Origin of the sequence: Bacteroides sp. RTP21281st1_H5_RTP21281_210402 (assembly GCF_040918965.1) — a bacterium.
GTDB classification, from domain to species: domain Bacteria; phylum Bacteroidota; class Bacteroidia; order Bacteroidales; family Bacteroidaceae; genus Bacteroides; species Bacteroides congonensis.
This window is the reverse complement of sequence record NZ_JBCOWR010000027.1, coordinates 1-21,302: the sequence shown is the minus strand read 5'-3', so window position 1 is coordinate 21,302 and position 21,302 is coordinate 1. Positions and strand designations below refer to the sequence as shown.

The window sequence follows — 21,302 nt, the reverse complement described above, 5'->3', positions numbered from 1 at the left end:
AGAAGGAACCGCTATACATTAAATAGCTTCAGTTATCTTTTTATCCTCGATGATAACCTGTAAGAAAACGCCTATGAACATGGATATACAAGAGAATATTGTTAAGAACGCAGGAAAGTACCTTATATATATTCCAGAGATCAATTTCTTTTCAACAAACAAATTAGTACTTACAGGATTATTACTGAATTTCAAATATTTCAAACTGTCAAAATAGCTGTTTGCTGATAGTTTATAGGTCATCAGCTTCTTGAAAAGGGATAAACACTGCCAGTTATCATGATCACTAAATGTTTGCATGGGAATTTCATAATAATGAGAGATTCCATAACAAATAGTATCACTAAGAATATCTGAACATACGATATACATTAATCTACTATGATTTACTTCACTTCCTAATAAATTATTCCATTTATTAGGAAGCTTTTCAAATTTGATCTCCTGAGAACAAATGGGATTTTTACCTATTATAGAATCTATTGACAGACTATCATTATTAATTATTCTTTCAACCCTTTTCATATATTGGTCCGCCTTACCAGGATCAAGACATTCATTGATAAAAGTCCTACCCAAATATGAATAACATTCATCCATATCCAATGATTGTCGTTCTAAAATCGCCGTATTAAGAAAATCTTTTAAATATGTGGTATTTCCCAGAATTTTCTTACTGGCGAAACTACTTAACGCAATACCGATGACCAGAGAATATACAAATCCTAATGTAATAATCCAGCCAGAGGACAAAAATTTATTTCTACTCGTTACAAATGGATTTACTTTTTTAATTTCCACCACAAACAGGAACATGATCGCAAGAATAATAAGGACCTGTAAACAATAATTTCCCCAGTTAAGCTCCAAGTCACAAAAACATTTCAATATTTCAGTATTACAGATAAGTACAATCCAAGTAGACATGATTATAGCCCAAAGTCTTGGCAACAATAAATTCAATGCAGAATGGCATTTCTTTTTATAGATAGCAATAATCCAATATACTAGAGCAGCCAAAGGGATGAGAATTAAAAATCGATATAGATTGACTAAAAAGAATATGAAAACAAAGATCACTAAGAAATATTGACAAAAAATCAAGCCAAACTTCATCTTCCCATGTTTTCCAATATTTTTAGCAGGTGTTTCTTTATATGATGGAAAGAACATTGTTAGCGTATTTCTAAAGGAGAATCTTTTTACTAACCAATTTATTGACAAATCCCACATCTCCTTCCAATTCTCATTGTTCTTTATGGGTATATCAATTTTTTCATCTTTCACAGGCCGGAACATATCCACTAACTCCGATTCTACGTCGTCACACCAATCTGAACTATGAAAGAGATATTCATTATCTCCGGTTCTTATAAAGTTATTCCAGTCTTTAGCATTCTGTATAAACTGTGGCAGAATCGTTTTTCTGACTACGGCCTGTTTATAAATATAATACTCTTCTTGAGAAAAATAAAATCTGGCCTTTTTGACAATCGCGTTAAAGAGCTGATTTCTACACACTTTAGACAACAGGGCAACGCTATTGGGAGACATATCAAAAACAGAAGCCGACCGGTCTAAGTCAAATAAAAAATCCAAGATAATCTTCCTTATCAAATAGAAAGGCTTATCCTCATTTTGTTCCTTATTAAAAACCTGAAGGGTTGAATACGATTTATACTTATTTTTCTGAGAATTATAGGATTTAAGCAAAAGCTGTAATATCTTATGATCCGGGTCTTCATTGAATAATGCAGAATACGACCTTTTAAGCATATCTGTAAAGTCTCCCCCTGATATCATCCCTTTATCAAGTGGTATTCGGAACAAGCTAAAATGAGTATGCGATCTATCATTTTCATTATTTGAAACATGCACTTCAAAATTTATAAAATAGGGAGAAATATATACGTAAATAGGGTATCGAGTAGAACCGATCTTTTCCCATTCACTTATTTCAATCCCTCTATAATTAAAAACAACAATTCTATTTGTTAGATCAGAATGTTCTCTATTCAAAGAAAAAAAAATCCCGTAATTCATACCTATATTAATTATAAACTTTAGACAACCGCAAAATATACACACGGATTACTTCTATCACTTCTTCCAAATCTTTCCCATCCAGACAATATAACTCTTCTAACATCTCATGCCATTGAGGAGCATTTCCATGGGCAATAAGAAACATCAGATGTATCAAATGTTCCCAGAAGGAATTTTCATATCGACCCATGTCTTTGTATATTGATTTAATAAGGATAGATGAATATTTTTTCTCCTTGAATAGAGTAATTTCATTTTTCAAAATCCGGTAATTACCTCTAATCTGAAGAAAAACCTCAAAATTCTTTGAAATATGCTCTGATAGACTATTTATTGCGTCTAAATTTTGCAAATCAACGCTATGAGTTTCACTTTGCTGGATTTTTACACTTGCCAAAACACCGTCGATTATTTTATCCAAAAGCTCCTTTAGTGTAAATATACCTCCCAAATCATCACTATTTTTTCTTATAGATAAACTTAAACTATTAATCTGCTTATCCATAAAATGGTATAAACGGTATTCAAACAATTCGGGGGTATTGATTGGACAAGCCCCCTGTCCTATCTGCCAAAACTCATCATTATAACTATAGCCTTTTTCCTGTAAGCGTTCTTGAATAGCACTTCTAAAAGAAGAAATATGGAAAATCCAAAATTTTTTAAATGGTCCGGCCAAACGTTGAAGCGCTTTATCTCCTTTGATAGCATCTAATAATTCATAGCTATATTCTCTTTGTACGGCATTTTTATACTTCAGTAGATAATCTAACAAGATTATATCATAGCATCTATACTTTAACAATTCTATTGCCTGTGAATGGATCTCCGATATAGTATCAATCCATATTTTCACTTTATTATCTGTTTCTGTATATAACGCTATAGAATTTTGGAATACTCTGTACTTGAGCCCAAATCGTTTTGATAAAATATTTACTATTATCTCCGTTTTACTTAAATTACTACCACCTTTAGGATAAGTCTTTAATGCTTCGGATGCAAAATCATCAATAATGAGCATTCTCCATCTAAAACCATCGTTAAAATACTTTTTGATCCTCTTAGACTCCTCATTAGAGATAAGTAGCTGCTCCATTTCTGTTTCCGAATGGAACAGATGAGGAGATACATTTTTAGTATGCGCCCCTACCCCAGACATAAATGCCTGTTTAGCTTGCCTGGCATGCAAATCTGCATATTCTCTTGCATTATTGATAGTATATAGCCCATTTACAGAATTTGATATGATTTTCGATAACGTCAAGATGAATCTGTCTTTAAATGCTTTGGACGAATTCCCTTTCCTATCGAAAGGAACATAATAATTCCATATACTGCTATCAATATATTTAATATAGCGTGGAAGTATTATTCCTCTGGCTTTAATGACCTCTTCATCAAAATAGTCTATACAACTCATATGAAGAATAGGAGCATAAAGAGGATAGAATCTTCTCTGAGGATTGATACAAGTAAATCGATCCAGTAAGAAGCTATCTTTAACCTTCTTCTTATAAAGTCCTTCTGTATCTGGATTCTTATTATATAAATCCCTTTCGTCTGCATGAAAACTACTGAGTTCTATAAAATTAATATAGAACGTGACACTTGTATTTCTGACATTCTCATCAAGATACCGAAATAACTCGTTATAATCGTATGATCTTATCAATCGTATAAACAAATTATTTTCTAACTTCTTCGGAATGATCAATTTAATATCGAAGTCATTTATTTTTATAGTTACTTTATATCCTTTCATATTGAGTTTATATCTTTAATCAGTTCTACAGGAATACAGATTTTCTTTTCAATATCAGTTCCTTCTTTTTTAGTAATCAGGAAATAATTATCCAAAACTTGCAGCATTTTGGTCAAGAATTCTTTTTCTAACGAAAGACTGCTATCATTAGCCTTTTGATTATTCAAATCCGATAAAGCATTTCTAACTGAAATATAAAACAATCTCAATTTCTCATTGAGTTTTGCAATATCAAGCTTGCCATAAATCATCTTTTCTATATCTATCATCGTTTGAACTCTCAACTCCATAATAAGTTGCCTATATTCAAAAAGACGTCTCAAAGGCTGTATCTCTTCTTTTTTAAGTATTTTAGCAATTTCTCCTTTATTATGTTTAAACACAATTATGTTTTCTATTTTGCCGAAATAAGTTTTACGATTAGGTATACGTATTTTGATAAGTTCCCGATAAATATCAAAATTTTCCGATTGCAGAATACTGAAATCCAATTTGGGTTGAAAGACTGTTTTAGTATTAAAAAAATCATCTGCATTTGATATCGATGGAGAAAGTTCTTTTTTGCCTTTAACTATTATTTCTAATTCTTTTTCTGCCAATGATTTTTTGATATTATCCAATACGAATTTAAATTCTTTCTTTTGAAGCAACACTGAACTTCGTATTAGCTTTCTGCCTATATCATAATCATGTATAAGGATATTGTATTTGTATGTTTTATCAAGTTTATCTTCAACCTCCTCAATAAGAGATAATAGGTAGTCCAATCCAAAATCCGGGTCTGTTCTCATATCAAAACATTGAACTATAAACCATTTCTCGTTTTCAGTATCTATGTTATATTGATAAATAGGTTGTTCTAATGAAAATTGGTTTTTGACCTCTTGGGAGTGTAAAGATTCTGCTTTCTTGAACACATCTTTCCCTTTCAGAAAATCATAGCAAGCTTTTGCATCTTCACTTCCCCAATACAAGCATTTGTTCTTTAGGTAAATCTGCCGGTGCCACCATGTTGGAATAGATTCTATTACAATTCGCTTTAAAACGCTATTGATTACAGTATCAATAACCATAGTAACAGAGCTCTGCAAACCTTTATATTTCCATTTGAAACTTTTATTTTCCACAACCATATCGACAACTTTCCCTATATCCTCATTGTCTAGTGCATAAAGCAAATCCCACGTTTCTTCAAATATTATCAGAGCAACTTCGTTGATGGCATTTTTCATCATAGGATAAAGTTTATCATAGTCAATTTTGTCATTATCTATATTAACAGCTTTATCTTTACTACTACTTTCAAATGCAAATCCTCCTTTTGCCGTTTTCAAAATTAACAATATCGTATTTAAGATTTTAAGAACGATGTTAATCTTACCTTCTTCTTCTCGTTTTTCAATCTCTTTATTTATCTCCTCTCTCGTAATTTCTTCAATATTATCCAATCGGTCACGAAAAGATCTATTCGCTTTCGTACGAATGAGTTTTTCTACCACCCGTATATCCGCAAATTGTATTATATCGGTAAAATAATGAGGGAAAGCGATTTTATACCAATCTCCATCCTTATTGAAATTTACTGGAGAACAGTTTTCTCTGTTAAAGAGCGTTCTTTGATTTGCTTCACAATTAAAACTTCGAGTCGTTACTATATAAATTGTTTTGTCCATGAATATAAGATTTAGAAATAGCTGGTTAACACTTATATTTTTTATGAAAATAGTGTTGCAATGTATAAATTTTAAATTGAATGTCCAAAAAAGAAGATACAATTATCTTACTTTTTCAGAGAAAACCACAAAATTCTCTACACATTGTATTTCGATCTCTCTGAACGAGTAAAAAACTACCATTATTTTCATTATCCACTGCACAGTAGAAAAACATTCTCGCTTCTATCTGTATTTATTTCTTAATTAAATTATATTTCACTCCGCCGATTGGAAAAACATCGTTGAAGATAAATCCGTGCCTATTATCGAACCACAAAATATTCCCGTATAATTTCTCATTGCTATTCTAAAAAAGATACAAATATTGTCATGGCACTATTCCATATCTACTATTTGCATGAGTAAAAATATGAGTTGAGCTTGTCAATACCACAAAACGGTTATTATTTAATTGAAAATCAGGTGTTAAATTAGAAGTTGAATCCGAATCAAGTCTCTACTTTATGGGTATTGTCAAATGAAAAAACGGAAGAGAAATCAATCCCTTCCGTTTTTATTCTTATATTTTTCCATAACCAATAATCGGAAAATCTAAATCTTCCGAATTACTCTGGCGGGATTACCTGCCACAATCGTGTTCGGTTCTACATCGCTGGTCACAACACTACCCGCTCCTACAACACTATTCTCACCGATTGTAACTCCCGGAAGGATCGTAGCCCCTGCTCCTATCCATGCCCTACGGCAAATATGCACTGGCTTACAAGTAATAATCGAGCGATTGTCGAGATCATGATTATTTGATATCAGTTGTACGTTGGCGGCTATCTGAACATCATCGTCAATCGTGATACCACCGGCAGACATCATCAGGCAACCATTCATTATAACGACATGACGGCCAATCTTCACCTCATGAGGACGAACGACAGTAAGCGGGGTATTCACACGACTGCCTTCCCCCATATTTGGAAAAAGACGATGAAGCAGCTCATCATATTCATCCGTCATCAGCATAGTATGGTTCAGGCGGAATACCAATTGTGCCTGTTCTTTTGCCAAAGCAAGCTCCGCCTCACTCTGGTGTGCACAGTCTATTCTTATTTCTTTCATATATAATGCTACTCCTTATTTCAATCTCTTCCCATCCGAAAAGGCGTTACCTACCTTCTTACCCACTTCCAGGTAATCGTTATTGAACGGATCGAATATAATAGGAGACACTTTGGATACATCCACTTTTCCGTTTTCGTCAAGAACACGTTCATCTACACTCACATTTATTATTTCCCCACGCAAAATACAGGTTTCAGGATTATAATCCTTCAACTTACATTCCAGCACTACAGATAATTCGTCGATCAACGGTGCATCTACAAACTCCGAACGAGTAGCATGGAAACCTGCACGAGCAAATTTATCCGATACCTTATTACCGGAAACAATACCCACGTAATCACAGGCAACAACTTGTCCGACCTCTGCCATACTCACGGTAAAAGCCTTACGCTTCAGTATATTTGCAGTCGTCTTATGTCCCTCACTAATACAAATACTAATTTCATGCATCTCGCTGATACCACCCCAAGCCGCATTCATAGCATTGGGAGTACCATTTTCATCATAAGCAGCGATAATAAACACCGGCTGCGGATAAGTAAAGGGCTTTGCCCCAAAATTCTTTCTCATAATAATTTATTTTTTAGTCCATTTCTTAATATCTTCTTTTGTCGCGTCATTCAAAAGTCGGCCTTTCTGCCATTTCAGACCAGGATAGGTTTCCTGTAGCTCTTTTCCAGCATTAGAAATACTGCTGCTACCCGATGTTGCAAACGGAATAATCGTCTTGCCTGCAAAATCATCGCTTTCAATAAAAGTATTGATGATTCTCGGAGCTGAATTCCACCAAATAGGGAAACCGATATAAATGATATCGTAATCTGCAAGATTCTCCGGTTTAGATTTTAATGCAGGGCGTGATTTAGCATTTGACATCTCCACACTGCTACGTGAAGACTTGTCATGCCAATCCAAATCAGCAGTGACATATTCCTTTTCAGGTTGTATCTCGTAGAGCGTACCACCTGTAACTTCTACAATCAACTTTGCTGCTTTCTCCGTCGTTCCTGTTGCCGAGAAATAAGCCACCAATGTCTTATTACTCTGTTCCTGTGCATTTATAGTGATACATAACATCATGATCACTACCATAATCATACTTTTAATCTTCATTGCCCTTTATAGTTTTAATTTCTATTATCATGGTACAAAATTACAGAATAATATCTATCATAAAGGTATATAAATCACTGATTATCTAACCAAAATCACTGATAAAAGAAAAAACGAAGGACAACCTTAAGTTTCAATCAGGATTTACTATTGAACTTTCGATTCCAATAAGACAGAATACAACCGATTTGAGTAATGTATGACCGAATCGACGATCCATCCGTTCCTATACGCCACTACAGTTTGTACATAACACTGCTTGGGTAGAGTAATGCTGGCTTATTAATTTCTCAGCCTTTCATGTTAAAGGTGGTAATGTGCCTATTGACCCCGAGAGTTTAAAACCACTGCTATTAGACCAAATATCCAGGAAGTATTGGGACGATCCGGCATTCAGACGCATGTTGCAACATACCCAAAGCTTGGATGCAATATCGGGAAAGATGTTCGATTGCATTTATCTTGCGGGTGGGCATGGCACGATGTACGACTTCCCGGACAACGCAGTCTTGCAATCCATCATTAAATCCCATTATGAAAGCGACAAGATGGTGGCAGCCATTTGTCATGGTGTATGTGGATTGCTGAACGTCAGACTCTCCGACGGAGAGTATCTGGTGAGAGAAAAAGAATTAATCGGATATAGCTGGTTCGAAGAAATTTTGGCAAGGCGGGAAAAGGAAGTGCCATTTAATCTTGAAGAGACACTGAAAAAGAGGGGTGCCGATTACCGGAAAGCCTTTATACCGATGACATCTAAAGTCTTGGTGGACGGTAACCTGATTACCGGTCAGAACCCCTTCAGTTCGAAAGAAATAGCGAAAGTCATTCTGCAACAATTAGAGCACTCTTATATCAATACCCGGAATTGAATCGATGAAATGGCTCCCTAATAACATGGAGGGGGTGTAATATCCGCTTTTCCCGTGGTTGCCTAAACAGTACCCGGCAATTCGGATACCTACCTCGACAGTCAGCGAATAGACGTTCGGAGTTGACATGGTCATTTCCACTTTGTCGCCGCCGGGCGCTTCCGCTTCTCCCCAGAATTGCCCCCGCTGCGTTTCTCTTGCTTGTTCGTCGGGACCTTTCTTTATGAATTTGCTTACCAAACTCTTGCCCAAGTCCTGCCCAAAACGGGTGTTCATAATCCCTTTAAACGGATTGGACAGACGCAACATATAAATGCTCAGTTTGGTCATCGCCATATAAACCATTCCGTCAGGTACTCCGGTAGATATTCCCGATGTGAAGACGTCGCCCCAGGGAATAGTTACCGCCCATTGCGGTTGATTCTGGAAAGGAATCTTCTTCATCCGATATGCATTGGGCACAGTCTTGAGCCGACCGCCTTCCCTGATTAATCCTCCTTTTCCAACACTTTCGATGGAAGTTTTCACGGTGCCGATGCTCGGGCTTGTACCAAAAGAAAAAGCAAGGTCGATACGGGTGGCAGCAGGCAGCCTCTCTTTCAGCATGGCTGCCAGGCAGTCGGTCGGTACGATGTCGGTTCCCACACCCGGCATCACGATTACGTTACGGCTTTTGGCTTCATCGTCCAGCGCATAGCATTTTCTAAAAACATCTATCTCGCCGGTAATATCCAAATAATGTACCTTTTGTGAGAGACATGCCTTTGCCAAAGCTTCTGCCGTAGCAGAAAACGGTCCTGCACAGTTCAGCAAAACGGTTACGTCCTGCAAATACCCTGCGGCATCCTTCACGCTGAATACCCTATATTCCAAACCAAGTTCGTTGGCTATGGGCAGCAATTTTTCGGCAATACGTCCTGCAACCACCGGTTTAATCCCTTGCTTGATGGCTTCGCGCACCATTAACTCTCCGGAATACCCATAAGCACCGTATATAATTAGTTTACTTTCATTCATAATATGCATATCAATAATGAGTTAATAACACTTTTGGTACCCATTAGGTTTTTGCATTTTACACGACAGCTACATTGGAAACTCTCTACATATACGGACAAACCCGGTCAACCCATAATAACATAGTGGTCTAGTTTTGACTTCTTCCACAACAATATTGAGATATAAAATAGCCTCTAGTATTCTTACTCGTTACCTACTTTTTTTCAATGTTTATAGGTATCTGTGCAACAGACTGTTAATTTCACATTTCTGTGTTATTTAGTCTTATCAAAGAGAAGGGATATAATTGTTTCCTCTTATCTTTGCGGGTATGAAATTACCATTGAAACATATCGTTATTCTAGTCATTTGCTCGTTAGCGGGTATCTTTGTCTATCAGGCTTATTGGTTGACAGGGCTTTACCGGACTATGAAGCAGGATATGGAAAATACCATCAGGGATGCCATGCGTACGAGTGACTTCAACGAGATAGTGCTCCGGGTGAATGAACTTCAGAAGGATAATGTGGAGCATGGCTCGGTGACGGTGTCTGCCGGATATGGCGCGGACGGTAATTCATTAGTGACAAGTCAGACGATTTCTTATACGGACAGTACTTATAAGGATACGCTACATTCACGGACGGAGACAATAGCTGACACTGTAAGGACGGATACGGGAAGTAACGAAGCACGGGCAGTTGCGTCCAGTGAAAGCGGACTGGACGTTTTATTGAAGAAGCAGGATTCTTTGAAGGAACTGCTGCTTAGTATTCAGCAAGGTATCCATGCGGGAGTAGATACGTATATCGACATTAACCTGCAACGATATGACAGTCTGCTGAACAATGTGCTGAAGGAACATGAACTTGAAATTCCGCATCATACTTTATTGATTCATACCGGAAGGAATGCGGATTCCACCATTATGTATATTGATACTGTCGGTATGGCGGGAGACAGCAGTTACATCCCTACTCCACAGGCGGTTCGTTACGATTACGACTTTAACATGAGTCGCAGCCAGCGTTACCAGCTTGTCTTTGAACCTGTCGATTCACTGGTATGGAAACATATGACGGGAATTCTGGCTACTTCTTTCATTATTCTACTTATTTTAGGATTCTCCTTTTGGTTTCTTATCCGGACGCTACTCCGGCAAAAGACATTGGAAGAAATAAAAAGTGATTTTACCAATAATATCACGCATGAACTGAAAACGCCGATTGCGGTGGCTTACGCGGCGAACGATGCGTTACTCAATTTTAATCAGGCGGAAGAAAAGACGAAACGAGATCAATATCTGCGTATCTGCCAGGAACAGTTGCAACGTTTGAGTAGTTTGGTAGAACAGATTTTATCTATGAGTATGGAACGCCGCAAGACTTTTCGCCTGCATCCCGAAGAGGTCAATCTGAAAGAGTTGATCGTTTCATTGGTGGAACAGCACCAACTGAAGGCGGACAAGCCGATGCAAATAACTTTGGAGATTGAACCGGAGACACTGACTATCGTAGTAGACCGGACACATTTCAGTAATATTATCAGTAACCTGATAGACAATGCCGTGAAGTATTCGAAAGAGAGAGCCGATATTACCATTCGTTGCCGACAGACGGAGCAGACGGTTACAATCAGTATCGCCGACCGGGGAATCGGGATTCCTTTGGATAAACAGAAGCATATATTCGATAAGTTTTACCGGGTTCCGACAGGCAATCTTCACAATGTGAAAGGGTATGGACTGGGACTTTTCTATGTGAAAAGCATAGTGGAGAAACACGGCGGAACGATTACCGTAAAAAGCGAACCGGGAAAAGGAAGTATATTTACCATCACTCTATAAAATACACTTGAACTCTATAAAACACTTGGGTCATGAGCAAAAATGAAATAACAGTACTGCTGGTAGAAGACGAGCTGACTCTCGCCATGATTATCAAAGATACGCTTGAAGATAGTGGATTCATTATCCATACAGCCGCCGATGGAGAGGAAGGGCTGCGTCTTTTCTTCGAACTCCGGCCGGATGTATTGGTGGCAGATGTTATGATGCCCAAAATGGATGGTTTCGAAATGGTGCGTAGGATTCGTCAGACGGACAAGCAGACCCCTGTCCTGTTCCTGACTGCCCGTTCGGGCATCAATGATGTGGTGGAAGGCTTTGAGCTCGGTGCCAATGATTATCTGAAGAAGCCTTTCAGCATGCAGGAGTTGATTATCCGTATCAAGGCGCTTATGGGGAAAGCATTCCTTTTCTCTGAAAATAAAACTTCCAACCGTTTCGAGATTGGGAGTTATCTGTTCGATCCCATAGCACAGACATTGCTGCATGCCGGAGTGAAACAGGAACTCTCTCATCGTGAATCGGAGATTTTGAAACGGTTGTGTGAGAATCGTAACCAGGTAGTTAACACGCAGGATGTATTGCTCGAACTTTGGGGAGATGACAGCTTCTTCAATTCCCGGAGCCTGCATGTGTTTATCACGAAATTACGTCATAAGCTCTCGTCAGACGAACAGATTCGCATCGTAAATGTACGGGGAATCGGATATAAATTGATTGCTACTTAAACTGGCATATAAATAATGTCAGCATGTTTTAAGGAGTTTTTCTCTAAGAAAATATAACGAAGGTGGGTAGTCAGGCTGAAAATTTCTATCTTTGTCGTAAATCAACCTTTACGAAGATGAAAAAACTGATTCTATTTCTTTCGCTGGCATTATCAGTCGGTTTTGCATCCGCACAGTCGGAAATTCCTTCCGATAGTATTCGTCGTGCCCCATCAGCCAATGTAAAAGAGTTCGGCGGTTTCTTACTGGATATGGGATTGATGAATGTCACTGCTCCCCAACTGCCTAAGTTTGATTTGAGTATGCCTGATTTGAGTAAAGACTACAATCAGATATTCCGTTTCAATACGGATGCTACCTATACGCAGGGATTTACGGATGCTTTTTCTTCCTCTTCTTTTTCCGGTTTCGGATATGGATATGGTTGGGGATTGTCTTCTTCTCCGCAATTTATGCAGATGGGCTCTTTCAAGCTGAAAAATGGAATGAGAATCAATACGTATGGAGATTATGATAAAGACGGTTGGAGAATACCCAACCGGAGCGCTATGCCTTGGGAAAAAAATAATTTCCGGGGTGCATTCGAGCTAAAATCCGCCAATGGTAATTTCGGCATACGGATTGAAGTGCAGCAGGGGCGCAATGTCCCCTACTAAAACCCAAAAGGAATCGACAATCCTAAGGGAATCGGTTACTGGAAAAAATTAACGGGAGTCCCTTAGAAAAGCTTCGTCCGCAGCCCTCATCGAACCGGCTATACGGTCACACCATGAATCAAATTCCGGATCGGGTGTTTGAGATTCAGGATGGGTAAGCATATAGTGTACAGATTGTCTCAGACCGTCCGCCATGGAAATATGGCAAATAAAATCAGGCACGAGACGTTTTATCTTCGAATTATCAAAGACAACGGTAGCTGCTTTGTCTCCCAGCAGTTCACCTCTGAAATCATAATTTTCTCCATGACTGGCAAGGAAATCGGAAGGAACGTGTAATGCATTCAAAGGTTTTCCTAAAGCATCGGCAATCGTTTGGTAAATCTGATTCCAGGTCATGCTTTCATCGGTAGTGATATGAAAGGCATTCCCTATGGCATGGGGATTTGACATCAGTCCTACATATCCTTCGGCAAAGTCCTTGGAGTGTGTCAATGTCCACAGAGATGTCCCGTCACCGGGGATAATCACAGGTTTTCCGTCGAGAATACGTTTTAAAATCTGCCAGTTGCCTTTGTTTCCATGTACGCTGACAGGCGGTTTCGTGCCATTATAGGTGTGACTGGGGCGGACAATGGTTACCGGGAATCCATCCGACCGATAAGCTGCCATCAGTACTTCTTCCGCTTCTATCTTATTTCGCGAATATTGCCAATAGGGATTTGACAAAGGGGTGCTCTCTGTTATGCGGTAATCAGCCAATGGTTTCTGATAGGCGGAAGCACTGCTGATAAAGATATATTGCCTGGTCTTATTATGAAACAGACGAATGTCACGCTTCACATCTTCTGCCGTGTAGGCTATGAATTGGGCAACTACGTCGTAACTTTCATTTGCGATGGCTTTTGCCACAGCGTCTTCATCGTTTATATCTGCAAGGATGCCGCGGATTCCTTCCGGCATCTTTTTCGAACCGCGGTTGAGAAGGGTAATCTCCCACCCTCTTTGTTGTGCCAATGCAACGACATCGGTACTGATTGTACCTGTTCCACCAATGAATAATGCTTTCATAAAAATAGGTCTTTAAATTCTGTGGAACAAATATATCAATTCTATGGTTCATTTCCGCCAATCGTTGGTATTAATTTGCTGTAGTATACAAATTACAGATTCTTATACCCTTATTACTGATTTGAATATCAGAATGAGAAAGATATATCGAAATGTTTTATCTTTGTGGCAGAAGATAAATAACAAGGCACTATGGATGAAATAACTAAAATTGAGACTATTGACCAGTACGACCAACTGTTTGGTCTGGAAACGTTGCACCCGTTAGTTAATGTGGTTGAATTCGCAAAGTCCACAAGGACGGTCGAATATATCCGCATGAATATCGGGTTCTATTGTTTATTTCTAAAGGAAGCGAACTGCGGTGACCTCAGATATGGACGCAAGTATTACGATTATCAGGAAGGGACAGTGGTCTGCATGGCTCCCGGACAGGTCACCGGAGTGGACAAACGAAATACGACAACTCCACGGACAAATTCTATCGGCATTTTATTCCATCCTGATTTAATCCGGGGAACGTCATTGGGGCAGACGATTAAAAACTATACTTTTTTCTCTTATGAGGTGAACGAAGCACTTCATCTCTCCGATCAGGAAAAAGAAATCGTAACCGACTGTATCCATAAGATAAAACTGGAACTGGAGCATCCTATCGACAAGCATAGCAAGCAGCTTATCGTCCGTAACATCGAGTTATTGCTTGATTACTGTATGCGTTTCTACGAACGCCAGTTCATCACACGTAATCAGGAGAATAAAGATATAATCGTGAAATTCGAGCAACTGCTGGATGAATATTTCCTGAATCAGCATGCGCTGACAGAAGGGCTGCCTTCTGTGAAATACTTTGCCGACAAAGCTTGTCTCTCTCCGAATTATTTCGGCGACCTGATTAAAAAGGAGACAGGAAAAACTGCGCAAGAATATATCCAGTGCCGGATTATAGAGCTTGCCAAGGAACGGATACTGGAAGGAAACCAGACCGTCAGCCAGGTAGCTTATGAATTGGGATTCCAGTATCCGCAGCACTTCAGCCGGTTGTTTAAAAAACACGTTGGATGCACACCAAACGAATATAAACAAAATAACTAAAACATCGTTTTTAGGGTAGCAGATATAGGAGATAGTTTACGTCATGGGAGATAAAATACTCAAAATAGGAACCGTACATCAATGTAACTGTTGTTTGGGAAGTAAGACACTGCACCCGATGGTGAGTGTCATCGACCTCTCAAAGGCTGACTTGTCACCACACACTGATATCAAGTTTGGATTTTATACAATTCTGTTGAGTGAGTGCAAGTGCGAAGCATATACATACGGTCATCGGTATTATGATTTTTCGGATGGTACTCTTGTCTGCCTTGCTCCCGGAGAGTCAATCAGTATAGAAGCAAATAATAAAAGACTTCCTTCCAAAGGATGGATATTGGCATTCCATCCCGATCTTATTTGCGGTACTCCCCTCGGGATGAATATAAAGGACTATACTCTTTTCTCTTATCACCTCAAGGAAGCACTGCACGTCTCCTTACGCGAGAAACTGGTAATTCTGGAATTTATGGATAAGATAAATCAGGAACTGGAACGTTGCATCGACCGTCACAGCAAGAAGATTATCTCCCAATATATCGAGTTATTGCTCGATTATTGCGTACGCTTCTACGAACGCCAGTTTATTACACGCAACGAAGTGAATAAACAGATTATCGAACGGTTCGATAAAATCCTCGATAGTCATTTTGAAACGAAGCCTGCCCAGACTTTCGATATACTTTCGAATGAGACATATGCCGGACTCCTTCATTTATCTTCTGAATATTTCAATGATTTATTGAAATATGAAACAGGGAAATCATTTAAAGAGTATGTCCAGTTCAAACGCTTCGAGAAAGCGAAAGAGTGGCTGACAAATACCGATAAGCCACTTAGTCAGATAACACAGGAGCTTGGGTTTCAGAATCCGCAATATTTCAGCAGGCTATTCAAGAAGATTACCGGGTGTTCACCGAATGATTTTAGGATGCCTAATTAAAAAAAGTGTTTAATAAGAATAGAATTGGAAGTTCAAATTCTTAATCTATGTTATGAAACATACTTTTTTTCTTGGATTATTTGCAGATATCACAAAAGTACGTACCTTCGCAATGTGTTTTTCATAGTATTAGATTTAAGGTTAACAAAGGTTGGAGCAAGGCGTTGCTCCTTTTTTTATGCCCAATAGTGAGAAATCCGCTAATTTTCAGTAATTCTGGAAGACTTTTCTTAGTGCCTTATACAAAGACCCGTTTTTGAGGTAATGAATTGGCAACCGTGCCTATTTCTGCGCTTTACCTTGAACTGCTTTTCAAGTAACTCTTATACGCACGAAAGTACAAAATAAAAACGATTTTGAAATCCTTAAATAGACTTTTTTAGCCATAAATATTCAACCAGCCATACTCTTCGCCAAATTTTATCGGATGGAACAGTTTAGTTATTCTGCTATTTTGACGTTTTCTTGTCTTCAAAACTACATCAGCTATATTAACCTTAGGTATATTCAATTTGTATTTGTTTATTTGATAATTAATTGTATTATTCATCCATTTGATTTGGCCATTGGGAATGTCAGTAAATGCATAATAACCGCACCATTGGGCAATAGTTTTTTTTATAGCCGTTTCTTTTTCTTCGGAAGTTGATGTACATTTGAGTATGGTTTTAATTCTCCCTATTAGATGTTCACAACATTCTTTTGTCGGGAATAAATTTTGACCATCAAAAATTACGCCCAAATATTTCATGTTATTTTTCTTTGGATTTAGAAAAATAGCGGTTTTTGCATCAGAGGAATTTTTTAAAGGATGTATGACTAATTTTCGATTATCCAATAAGTATTTCTCAACTTGAGACAATATAAGTTGAGCTTCCTCAATGTTAGATACAGAGAATATTATATCATCTGCATACCTAACCATCTTCCAATCATTAGATATAGCTAACTTATCTAATTCATAAAGATACAAATTGCTTAATACCGCTGAAATTGGATTTCCTTGAGGTATTCCCCCTTTAGGAAATTTATCAATGTCACTTTTTTTAAGACTTGAATAGTCAATAACAGGGTTAATACTTTTGCAAATCAAATCCTTAACATAATCATCTATTGGATGTTGGTCTAACAACTGAATAAGAATTCTCTTATCAATTTCATCGAAAAAATGCTTAATATCTATTTTTAATAAGATGTTTTTGGGATTATGCATCCTCTTTAATTGAATTAGAGCATCTCTGGTACTTTTCCCTTTTTGATAAGCATAACTAACAGAGCTAACACTGTTAAATACATAAAATAAAGAATCAGACAGATAGTCGCTCATAGCTTTTAATACGAGTTTATCACTAATGGTATTTGGAATGATAAGTGGTCTATTATCTCCATCCTTTTTCGGAATCAGAGTTGCTTTCCATTTACTAAAATTATAATCTTTCCGTTGAAGATGTCGTTCTATAACTGCTAATCTTGTTTTATAGGTCTCTGCAAAAGAATTAAGGTATGGCATAAAATCTTCATCATTATTCTTTTTCTTCTCGAAAAAACTGTTCCATGCATCATATAAGAATTTATGCCACTTCATAATTATTGGAGTTTAAAAGTAAAGCGAATATGTTTTGAGTAAATATAAAAATTAAGATAACGACACATATTTCCATAGAATAATGCCGTTATCCCAACTCTTAAGGTCTTAATGTTCAATTATCATATTACATCAATAATTATCGATTGTAATGTTATTATCTATGTTAATATCGTGTGTATCTGTTCGTACAAAACGAGCTCGTATCTTTAATTTTTCTTTCTTTTCATTTCCATGATTATCTACAATTGTCACAGGGATAAAATTATCGCCATCTTCTAAGTGCATATTTACTGTAGCTTGTAATGGATTTTTTTCTTTTGTTAAGTCAAATATAAATCTTTTAGTTGACAACCATTTCGCAAGTTTCCCTTCTCTGGATACAATAACCTTTTGAACATCACCGCTATATGATATATGTAAACTTACATTGCATTCAAGTCCATTACCATCCCAATCCGCAACATAAACATTACATTGTCCGTATATAATAGGTTTTGTTGGTGGCATTTTTATTCGTATTTCGTTTCCAAAAGAGATTGTACTTTGGTCATTAACATTCTCACCTTCATTAGGTGCCAAATTATCTATTGCTACAAGACCTAACGGTTGTATCTTGTAACTCCAATCATTGTTTATGGCCACCAAACATATACATTTATATCCATTGCTATTAGATTTCCGATAACAATCCATACCACCTCCAAGAACTTTTGAGCACAAGTCAAAATCATTAGATATGACATCTTCTGTAAATTCATCAATTTCTTTTGTGGAAGAACAAGCGTACAACACATAATAATCTGCCACAATAGAAGAATTGACTTTGTACTTCAAACCAGAGAAACTATGAATAACTGGGATAGTTGAATTTGTTACATATTCTATTGTATTATTTTTGGACAATTGATTAACTAACCCACGTAACAAATGTATGTTTGCATTATCCAAATGTTCTTTCTTCCTAAATAGCCACTTTTTAATATCAACAGTTTGCGTAGGGTTGGAAAATTTAGATACTAATGGGGCACATTGACCTGAAATTGAAAATATAACATCTTCATAGTATGGTGAAATATTATAATTGTAGGCTGTATCTATTTCGTTTTCAACAACGACTTTAATTTGCAACACATTATTATTCTTTAAAGCTTGTAGAGCGGTTTCATTCCTATCTTTGCATTTTCTTATAGCATCAAGCAACGATAGAGAAATAGAATTCTCTTTACCTCCATTAAACGACATGACATTTTCATTTTGTACAGATATGGAGATATTTTTATTAGATATATTATCAATTGACAATGTGTCAGTTGTAAATCCAATTTTGGACTTGGGGTGTTTTGACGCAGTATTGCCATTGTTGCATGACGAACAACAAATCAACAACATCATCAAGAGTGTATAGAGAATTTTACTGTACATATTTTCCGGATTTTGATTTTTTTGAAACTGAACGAGTTTGCGAGTCTTTTTTTAGTGGGTTGTTTAGTGATTTTTTTTGCTTTGAATTCGTCTTTGTTTGGGGCGTAAAAGGAGCTTGCATAGATGCCAATTCATTATATACGCGCTCTCTCATACCCTCTGATTTACAGACAAAAGTAAACCAGTCCACTAATATATTTTCTGACTCATTACCTGTTTTGCGAACAACAATATTTCCTGGGCTTGCAAACCAAGTATTGTAATTATATCCCGTTCCTTTTTCTATTTTTACCTTTTTCAAATCTACTTCAACAGAATAACAACTTGTATACGACTGATTTCCAAATGTATATTGAAAAGTTAAAATACCATTTTCAATATGCATATTTCGCACTTCATATGGAGTTCTACTCATTAGTTGTTTTCCCTTGTAGTATTCGGGTAACTCTATAGATGATTTGAATTCATTTATAAGTTTCTGTAAGTCTTGTTGCGCATTGATGTTCAAATTAATGGTCATCAATATTACAATCGTTAATAAGAGAAACCGTTTATTCATAATATATCTTTTGCTAAGAGTTTTTTATAAAAGACTAAGTTGTCCCAATCAGATTACAAAAGTACAAAAAGTCCGTGATATCACATTCAACTATCACGGACTTTATTTTGATTTGCAGTTGCATCCCCCCTATTCTGTCTCGGTTGCTCCACAATCTTGTAGAGCGTTGTGCTGATACGGATGAACTTTTCCCTTGCCATGCCGCGGTCCGTTGGCGGTCGGTGGCTGTCTTTTACTTTGTTTGCTTTCATATTTCAATGATTTAAGTTTGAAAAAATGTCAGCAACAAAAGTATAATCAAATATCGGATGGTACGCTTTATCTCATGCTCCCTCAAAACTCCATTTTTGCAGAGAGTCTTTATCCCTGCTCGGATTGTCAGGACGATACCCCCGAACAGCTCGCAGAGTTCCCACTCGGTCATGGCGGTTGCGCCTGTATCGGTCGGTAGGGCGATGTTACCCTGTCCGTTCAGCGTGATGATGTTCCTTTCCATAAGTTTATCTCATTGATATGTTATTAGACGATGGTTGGTTGAGCTTGTTTCCGAATTTAGTAAGGTCGTCATCTATCTTCTGTATGGTAATCTTTGCATAGAGTGGGGTCGTGACTATATTCGTATGCCCCAAAACACGACTTACGCTCTCAATTGGTATTCCTTTACTCAAAGCTAGCGTTGCGAACCCATGTCTTGAGCAATGAAATGATATTGACTTGGTATACCACATTCCTTTATCATCTTTTTCAGCGGTTTGCATACTGACCAATAGTTGAGATTGGGAAACACAAGGTTGTTTTCCTGTTGCGGTTTGTAACGTTCGATAATCTGCAACGGAATATCCAGCAGTTTCACTTGGAACGGTACTTTTGTCTTGTGCCGTTTGGATAATATCCACTTCTCACCGTTCACCTCCACGATATCATCGTTGGTCAGTTCCTGAATGTCCACGAATGAGAGGGCGGTAAAACTGGCAAAAACGAAGATATCGCGGATATATGCGAGTACTATCTGCAAACTTGTGTGTCATTACCGCTTTTAATTCTTCTTCCGTGAGATATTCCCGTTCCTTTACATTGGGGCTGATGTAGAACTGGGCGAAAGGGTTGCGTGGTATTAGTCCATTATAATGCGCTTTCATGACCACACCTTTCAGCCACATGCAGTTTGCCCATATCGAATCATTCTGCAATCCTGCTTCCGTTGAGAGATATGCGGCAAGCTCCTTGATGAAGTCAGATGTAAGCTCCAACATGGACATGTTACTGCGCTTGTAGAACGACTTGATAAAGGCGGCTACATGGTTTCTCGCTCGCACACGTGCCCGATAGGTAGTCATAGCCCTGTCTTTACCCACACGCTTCTTGAATGTCTCGTTCTCCTTGTCAAACACTTTCAGCAGGGTTTCATACTCGCTTCTAATCCCTTGATAGGCATTGCGCACCATTTCAGCTGTAACGTATGCCTCACGGTCTGATATGCACTGGTAATGCTTGATGATTTGCGCCTTGATGTTGTCTAAGGCATGGTTGATGTCCCGTGTGTCCTCCATGCCCTTGCCTTTGGCTCGGTTGCCTTTCGCATCCCAAAGCGTTTTCGGGATGGTCTTCTTACAACTGAACTGCGCCACCGTTCCGTTGATTGTCACTCGTCCCATGATGGGGACAATACCGTTTTTCTCCTTACTGCCGTTCACGTAAAACAGCACTTTGAATGTACTTCTTGCCATAGGTTCTTCGTCAAATTCCGTGCTTTTTTATTTTTAAATATGCCTTGTTTATATTTTATTATTTAGTTATAAATCAA

General features: G+C 37.7%; 19 protein-coding genes and 3 pseudogenes. 6 read left to right on the top strand and 16 right to left on the bottom strand.

The genetic code is table 11. The features are described from left to right. Positions 1-18 precede the first annotated feature (18 nt). The 6 genes from AB5443_RS23400 to AB5443_RS23375 all read right to left on the bottom strand — a co-directional run bounded on the left by AB5443_RS23400 (position 19) and on the right by AB5443_RS23375 (position 7,719). Positions 19-2,043 carry a hypothetical protein gene (locus tag AB5443_RS23400; protein ID WP_368114529.1) on the bottom strand — a complete coding sequence of 675 codons (2,025 nt, stop codon included), beginning with the start codon at positions 2,041-2,043 and terminating at the stop codon, positions 19-21. 7 nt (positions 2,044-2,050) lie between these two features. Continuing rightward, positions 2,051-3,811, bottom strand: coding sequence for a hypothetical protein (locus AB5443_RS23395; protein WP_277135552.1), 1,761 nt, complete (start codon positions 3,809-3,811; stop codon positions 2,051-2,053). Beyond that, the gene (locus AB5443_RS23390) at positions 3,808-5,484 is read right to left on the bottom strand and encodes a hypothetical protein (protein WP_277135554.1); all 1,677 of its coding nucleotides are present in this window, start codon (positions 5,482-5,484) and stop codon (positions 3,808-3,810) included. Before AB5443_RS23390 ends, AB5443_RS23395 begins: the two co-directional genes overlap by 4 nt. A 594-nt stretch (positions 5,485-6,078) precedes the next feature. Then, positions 6,079-6,600, bottom strand: a complete 522-nt coding sequence (locus AB5443_RS23385) for a DapH/DapD/GlmU-related protein (protein ID WP_277135556.1) — start codon at positions 6,598-6,600, stop codon at positions 6,079-6,081. Positions 6,601-6,615: 15 nt separating this feature from the next. Further along, positions 6,616-7,176, bottom strand: a complete 561-nt coding sequence (locus AB5443_RS23380; RefSeq protein ID WP_005820162.1) for a flavin reductase family protein — start codon at positions 7,174-7,176, stop codon at positions 6,616-6,618. Positions 7,177-7,182: 6 nt separating this feature from the next. Next, positions 7,183-7,719, bottom strand: a complete 537-nt coding sequence (locus AB5443_RS23375; protein WP_277135558.1) for a flavodoxin — start codon at positions 7,717-7,719, stop codon at positions 7,183-7,185. Positions 7,720-8,024: 305 nt separating this feature from the next. On the opposite strand from AB5443_RS23375, the pseudogene AB5443_RS23370 reads away from it, so the two are divergent. After that, positions 8,025-8,591: pseudogene (locus AB5443_RS23370) on the top strand (type 1 glutamine amidotransferase domain-containing protein); the annotation flags it as partial. On the opposite strand, the gene AB5443_RS23365 reads toward AB5443_RS23370, so the two are convergent. Further along, on the bottom strand, positions 8,559-9,608 hold the full coding sequence (locus tag AB5443_RS23365; protein ID WP_277135559.1) for a trans-acting enoyl reductase family protein: 1,050 nt from the start codon (positions 9,606-9,608) through the stop codon (positions 8,559-8,561). The pseudogene AB5443_RS23370 and the gene AB5443_RS23365 overlap by 33 nt on opposite strands. Positions 9,609-9,921: 313 nt before the next feature. Here AB5443_RS23365 and AB5443_RS23360 point away from each other — a divergent pair, with 313 nt between their 5' ends. From AB5443_RS23360 to AB5443_RS23350, 3 genes are all read left to right on the top strand, one after another. Continuing rightward, positions 9,922-11,436 carry a sensor histidine kinase KdpD gene (locus AB5443_RS23360; RefSeq protein ID WP_277135560.1) on the top strand — a complete coding sequence of 505 codons (1,515 nt, stop codon included), beginning with the start codon at positions 9,922-9,924 and terminating at the stop codon, positions 11,434-11,436. A 32-nt stretch (positions 11,437-11,468) separates the two neighbouring features. After that, complete coding sequence (locus tag AB5443_RS23355; RefSeq protein WP_022138014.1) at positions 11,469-12,164, top strand: response regulator transcription factor; 696 nt, start codon at positions 11,469-11,471, stop codon at positions 12,162-12,164. Between the two features lie 116 nt (positions 12,165-12,280). Next, positions 12,281-12,820 carry a hypothetical protein gene (locus AB5443_RS23350; protein ID WP_022138013.1) on the top strand — a complete coding sequence of 180 codons (540 nt, stop codon included), beginning with the start codon at positions 12,281-12,283 and terminating at the stop codon, positions 12,818-12,820. A gap of 48 nt (positions 12,821-12,868) precedes the next feature. Here AB5443_RS23350 and AB5443_RS23345 read toward each other — a convergent pair whose 3' ends face one another. Next, the gene (locus AB5443_RS23345) at positions 12,869-13,891 is read right to left on the bottom strand and encodes an SDR family oxidoreductase (RefSeq protein WP_195407875.1); all 1,023 of its coding nucleotides are present in this window, start codon (positions 13,889-13,891) and stop codon (positions 12,869-12,871) included. A 192-nt stretch (positions 13,892-14,083) separates the two neighbouring features. Here AB5443_RS23345 and AB5443_RS23340 point away from each other — a divergent pair, with 192 nt between their 5' ends. Then, the gene (locus AB5443_RS23340) at positions 14,084-14,986 is read left to right on the top strand and encodes an AraC family transcriptional regulator (protein WP_044654625.1); all 903 of its coding nucleotides are present in this window, start codon (positions 14,084-14,086) and stop codon (positions 14,984-14,986) included. A gap of 43 nt (positions 14,987-15,029) precedes the next feature. Beyond that, a complete protein-coding gene (locus AB5443_RS23335) occupies positions 15,030-15,929 on the top strand; it encodes an AraC family transcriptional regulator (RefSeq protein ID WP_277135562.1) in 900 nt (299 codons plus the stop codon). A 379-nt stretch (positions 15,930-16,308) separates the two neighbouring features. On the opposite strand, the gene AB5443_RS23330 is transcribed toward AB5443_RS23335, so the two are convergent. From AB5443_RS23330 to AB5443_RS23295, 8 genes and pseudogenes are all read right to left on the bottom strand, one after another. Then, complete coding sequence (locus AB5443_RS23330) at positions 16,309-17,514, bottom strand: reverse transcriptase/maturase family protein (protein WP_277135563.1); 1,206 nt, start codon at positions 17,512-17,514, stop codon at positions 16,309-16,311. A gap of 132 nt (positions 17,515-17,646) precedes the next feature. Continuing rightward, entirely contained in the window at positions 17,647-18,939 is a 1,293-nt protein-coding gene (locus tag AB5443_RS23325; RefSeq protein ID WP_277135565.1) for a hypothetical protein, read from the bottom strand. Next, on the bottom strand, positions 18,929-19,498 hold the full coding sequence (locus AB5443_RS23320; protein WP_277135566.1) for a hypothetical protein: 570 nt from the start codon (positions 19,496-19,498) through the stop codon (positions 18,929-18,931). Before AB5443_RS23320 ends, AB5443_RS23325 begins: the two co-directional genes overlap by 11 nt. Before the next feature lie 125 nt (positions 19,499-19,623). Further along, positions 19,624-19,749: pseudogene (locus AB5443_RS23315) on the bottom strand (helicase); the annotation flags it as partial. Positions 19,750-19,802: 53 nt separating this feature from the next. Next, positions 19,803-19,994 (bottom strand): annotated as a pseudogene (locus AB5443_RS23310) (hypothetical protein); the annotation flags it as partial. Between the two features lie 4 nt (positions 19,995-19,998). Then, positions 19,999-20,226: a tyrosine-type recombinase/integrase gene (locus AB5443_RS23305; protein WP_349815026.1), complete on the bottom strand. Its 228-nt coding sequence runs from the start codon at positions 20,224-20,226 to the stop codon at positions 19,999-20,001. Beyond that, positions 20,169-20,447, bottom strand: a complete 279-nt coding sequence (locus AB5443_RS23300) for a hypothetical protein (RefSeq protein ID WP_349815027.1) — start codon at positions 20,445-20,447, stop codon at positions 20,169-20,171. Before AB5443_RS23300 ends, AB5443_RS23305 begins: the two co-directional genes overlap by 58 nt. Continuing rightward, positions 20,419-21,225, bottom strand: coding sequence for a phage integrase SAM-like domain-containing protein (locus tag AB5443_RS23295; RefSeq protein WP_349815025.1), 807 nt, complete (start codon positions 21,223-21,225; stop codon positions 20,419-20,421). The genes AB5443_RS23300 and AB5443_RS23295 overlap by 29 nt, the downstream gene beginning before the upstream one ends. Positions 21,226-21,302 lie beyond the last annotated feature (77 nt).

Coding starts and splice junctions, on each gene's coding strand:
- AB5443_RS23395 (WP_277135552.1), bottom strand. CDS start 3,811: ATGAAAGGATATAAAGTAACTATAAAAATAAATGACTTCGATATTAAA.
- AB5443_RS23375 (WP_277135558.1), bottom strand. CDS start 7,719: ATGAAGATTAAAAGTATGATTATGGTAGTGATCATGATGTTATGTATC.
- AB5443_RS23355 (WP_022138014.1), top strand. CDS start 11,469: ATGAGCAAAAATGAAATAACAGTACTGCTGGTAGAAGACGAGCTGACT.
- AB5443_RS23295 (WP_349815025.1), bottom strand. CDS start 21,225: ATGGCAAGAAGTACATTCAAAGTGCTGTTTTACGTGAACGGCAGTAAG.
- AB5443_RS23350 (WP_022138013.1), top strand. CDS start 12,281: ATGAAAAAACTGATTCTATTTCTTTCGCTGGCATTATCAGTCGGTTTT.
- AB5443_RS23380 (WP_005820162.1), bottom strand. CDS start 7,176: ATGAGAAAGAATTTTGGGGCAAAGCCCTTTACTTATCCGCAGCCGGTG.
- AB5443_RS23365 (WP_277135559.1), bottom strand. CDS start 9,608: ATGAATGAAAGTAAACTAATTATATACGGTGCTTATGGGTATTCCGGA.
- AB5443_RS23330 (WP_277135563.1), bottom strand. CDS start 17,514: ATGAAGTGGCATAAATTCTTATATGATGCATGGAACAGTTTTTTCGAG.
- AB5443_RS23400 (WP_368114529.1), bottom strand. CDS start 2,043: ATGAATTACGGGATTTTTTTTTCTTTGAATAGAGAACATTCTGATCTA.
- AB5443_RS23360 (WP_277135560.1), top strand. CDS start 9,922: ATGAAATTACCATTGAAACATATCGTTATTCTAGTCATTTGCTCGTTA.
- AB5443_RS23305 (WP_349815026.1), bottom strand. CDS start 20,226: ATGTGGTATACCAAGTCAATATCATTTCATTGCTCAAGACATGGGTTC.
- AB5443_RS23340 (WP_044654625.1), top strand. CDS start 14,084: ATGGATGAAATAACTAAAATTGAGACTATTGACCAGTACGACCAACTG.
- AB5443_RS23385 (WP_277135556.1), bottom strand. CDS start 6,600: ATGAAAGAAATAAGAATAGACTGTGCACACCAGAGTGAGGCGGAGCTT.
- AB5443_RS23320 (WP_277135566.1), bottom strand. CDS start 19,498: ATGAATAAACGGTTTCTCTTATTAACGATTGTAATATTGATGACCATT.
- AB5443_RS23345 (WP_195407875.1), bottom strand. CDS start 13,891: ATGAAAGCATTATTCATTGGTGGAACAGGTACAATCAGTACCGATGTC.
- AB5443_RS23325 (WP_277135565.1), bottom strand. CDS start 18,939: ATGTACAGTAAAATTCTCTATACACTCTTGATGATGTTGTTGATTTGT.
- AB5443_RS23335 (WP_277135562.1), top strand. CDS start 15,030: ATGGGAGATAAAATACTCAAAATAGGAACCGTACATCAATGTAACTGT.
- AB5443_RS23390 (WP_277135554.1), bottom strand. CDS start 5,484: ATGGACAAAACAATTTATATAGTAACGACTCGAAGTTTTAATTGTGAA.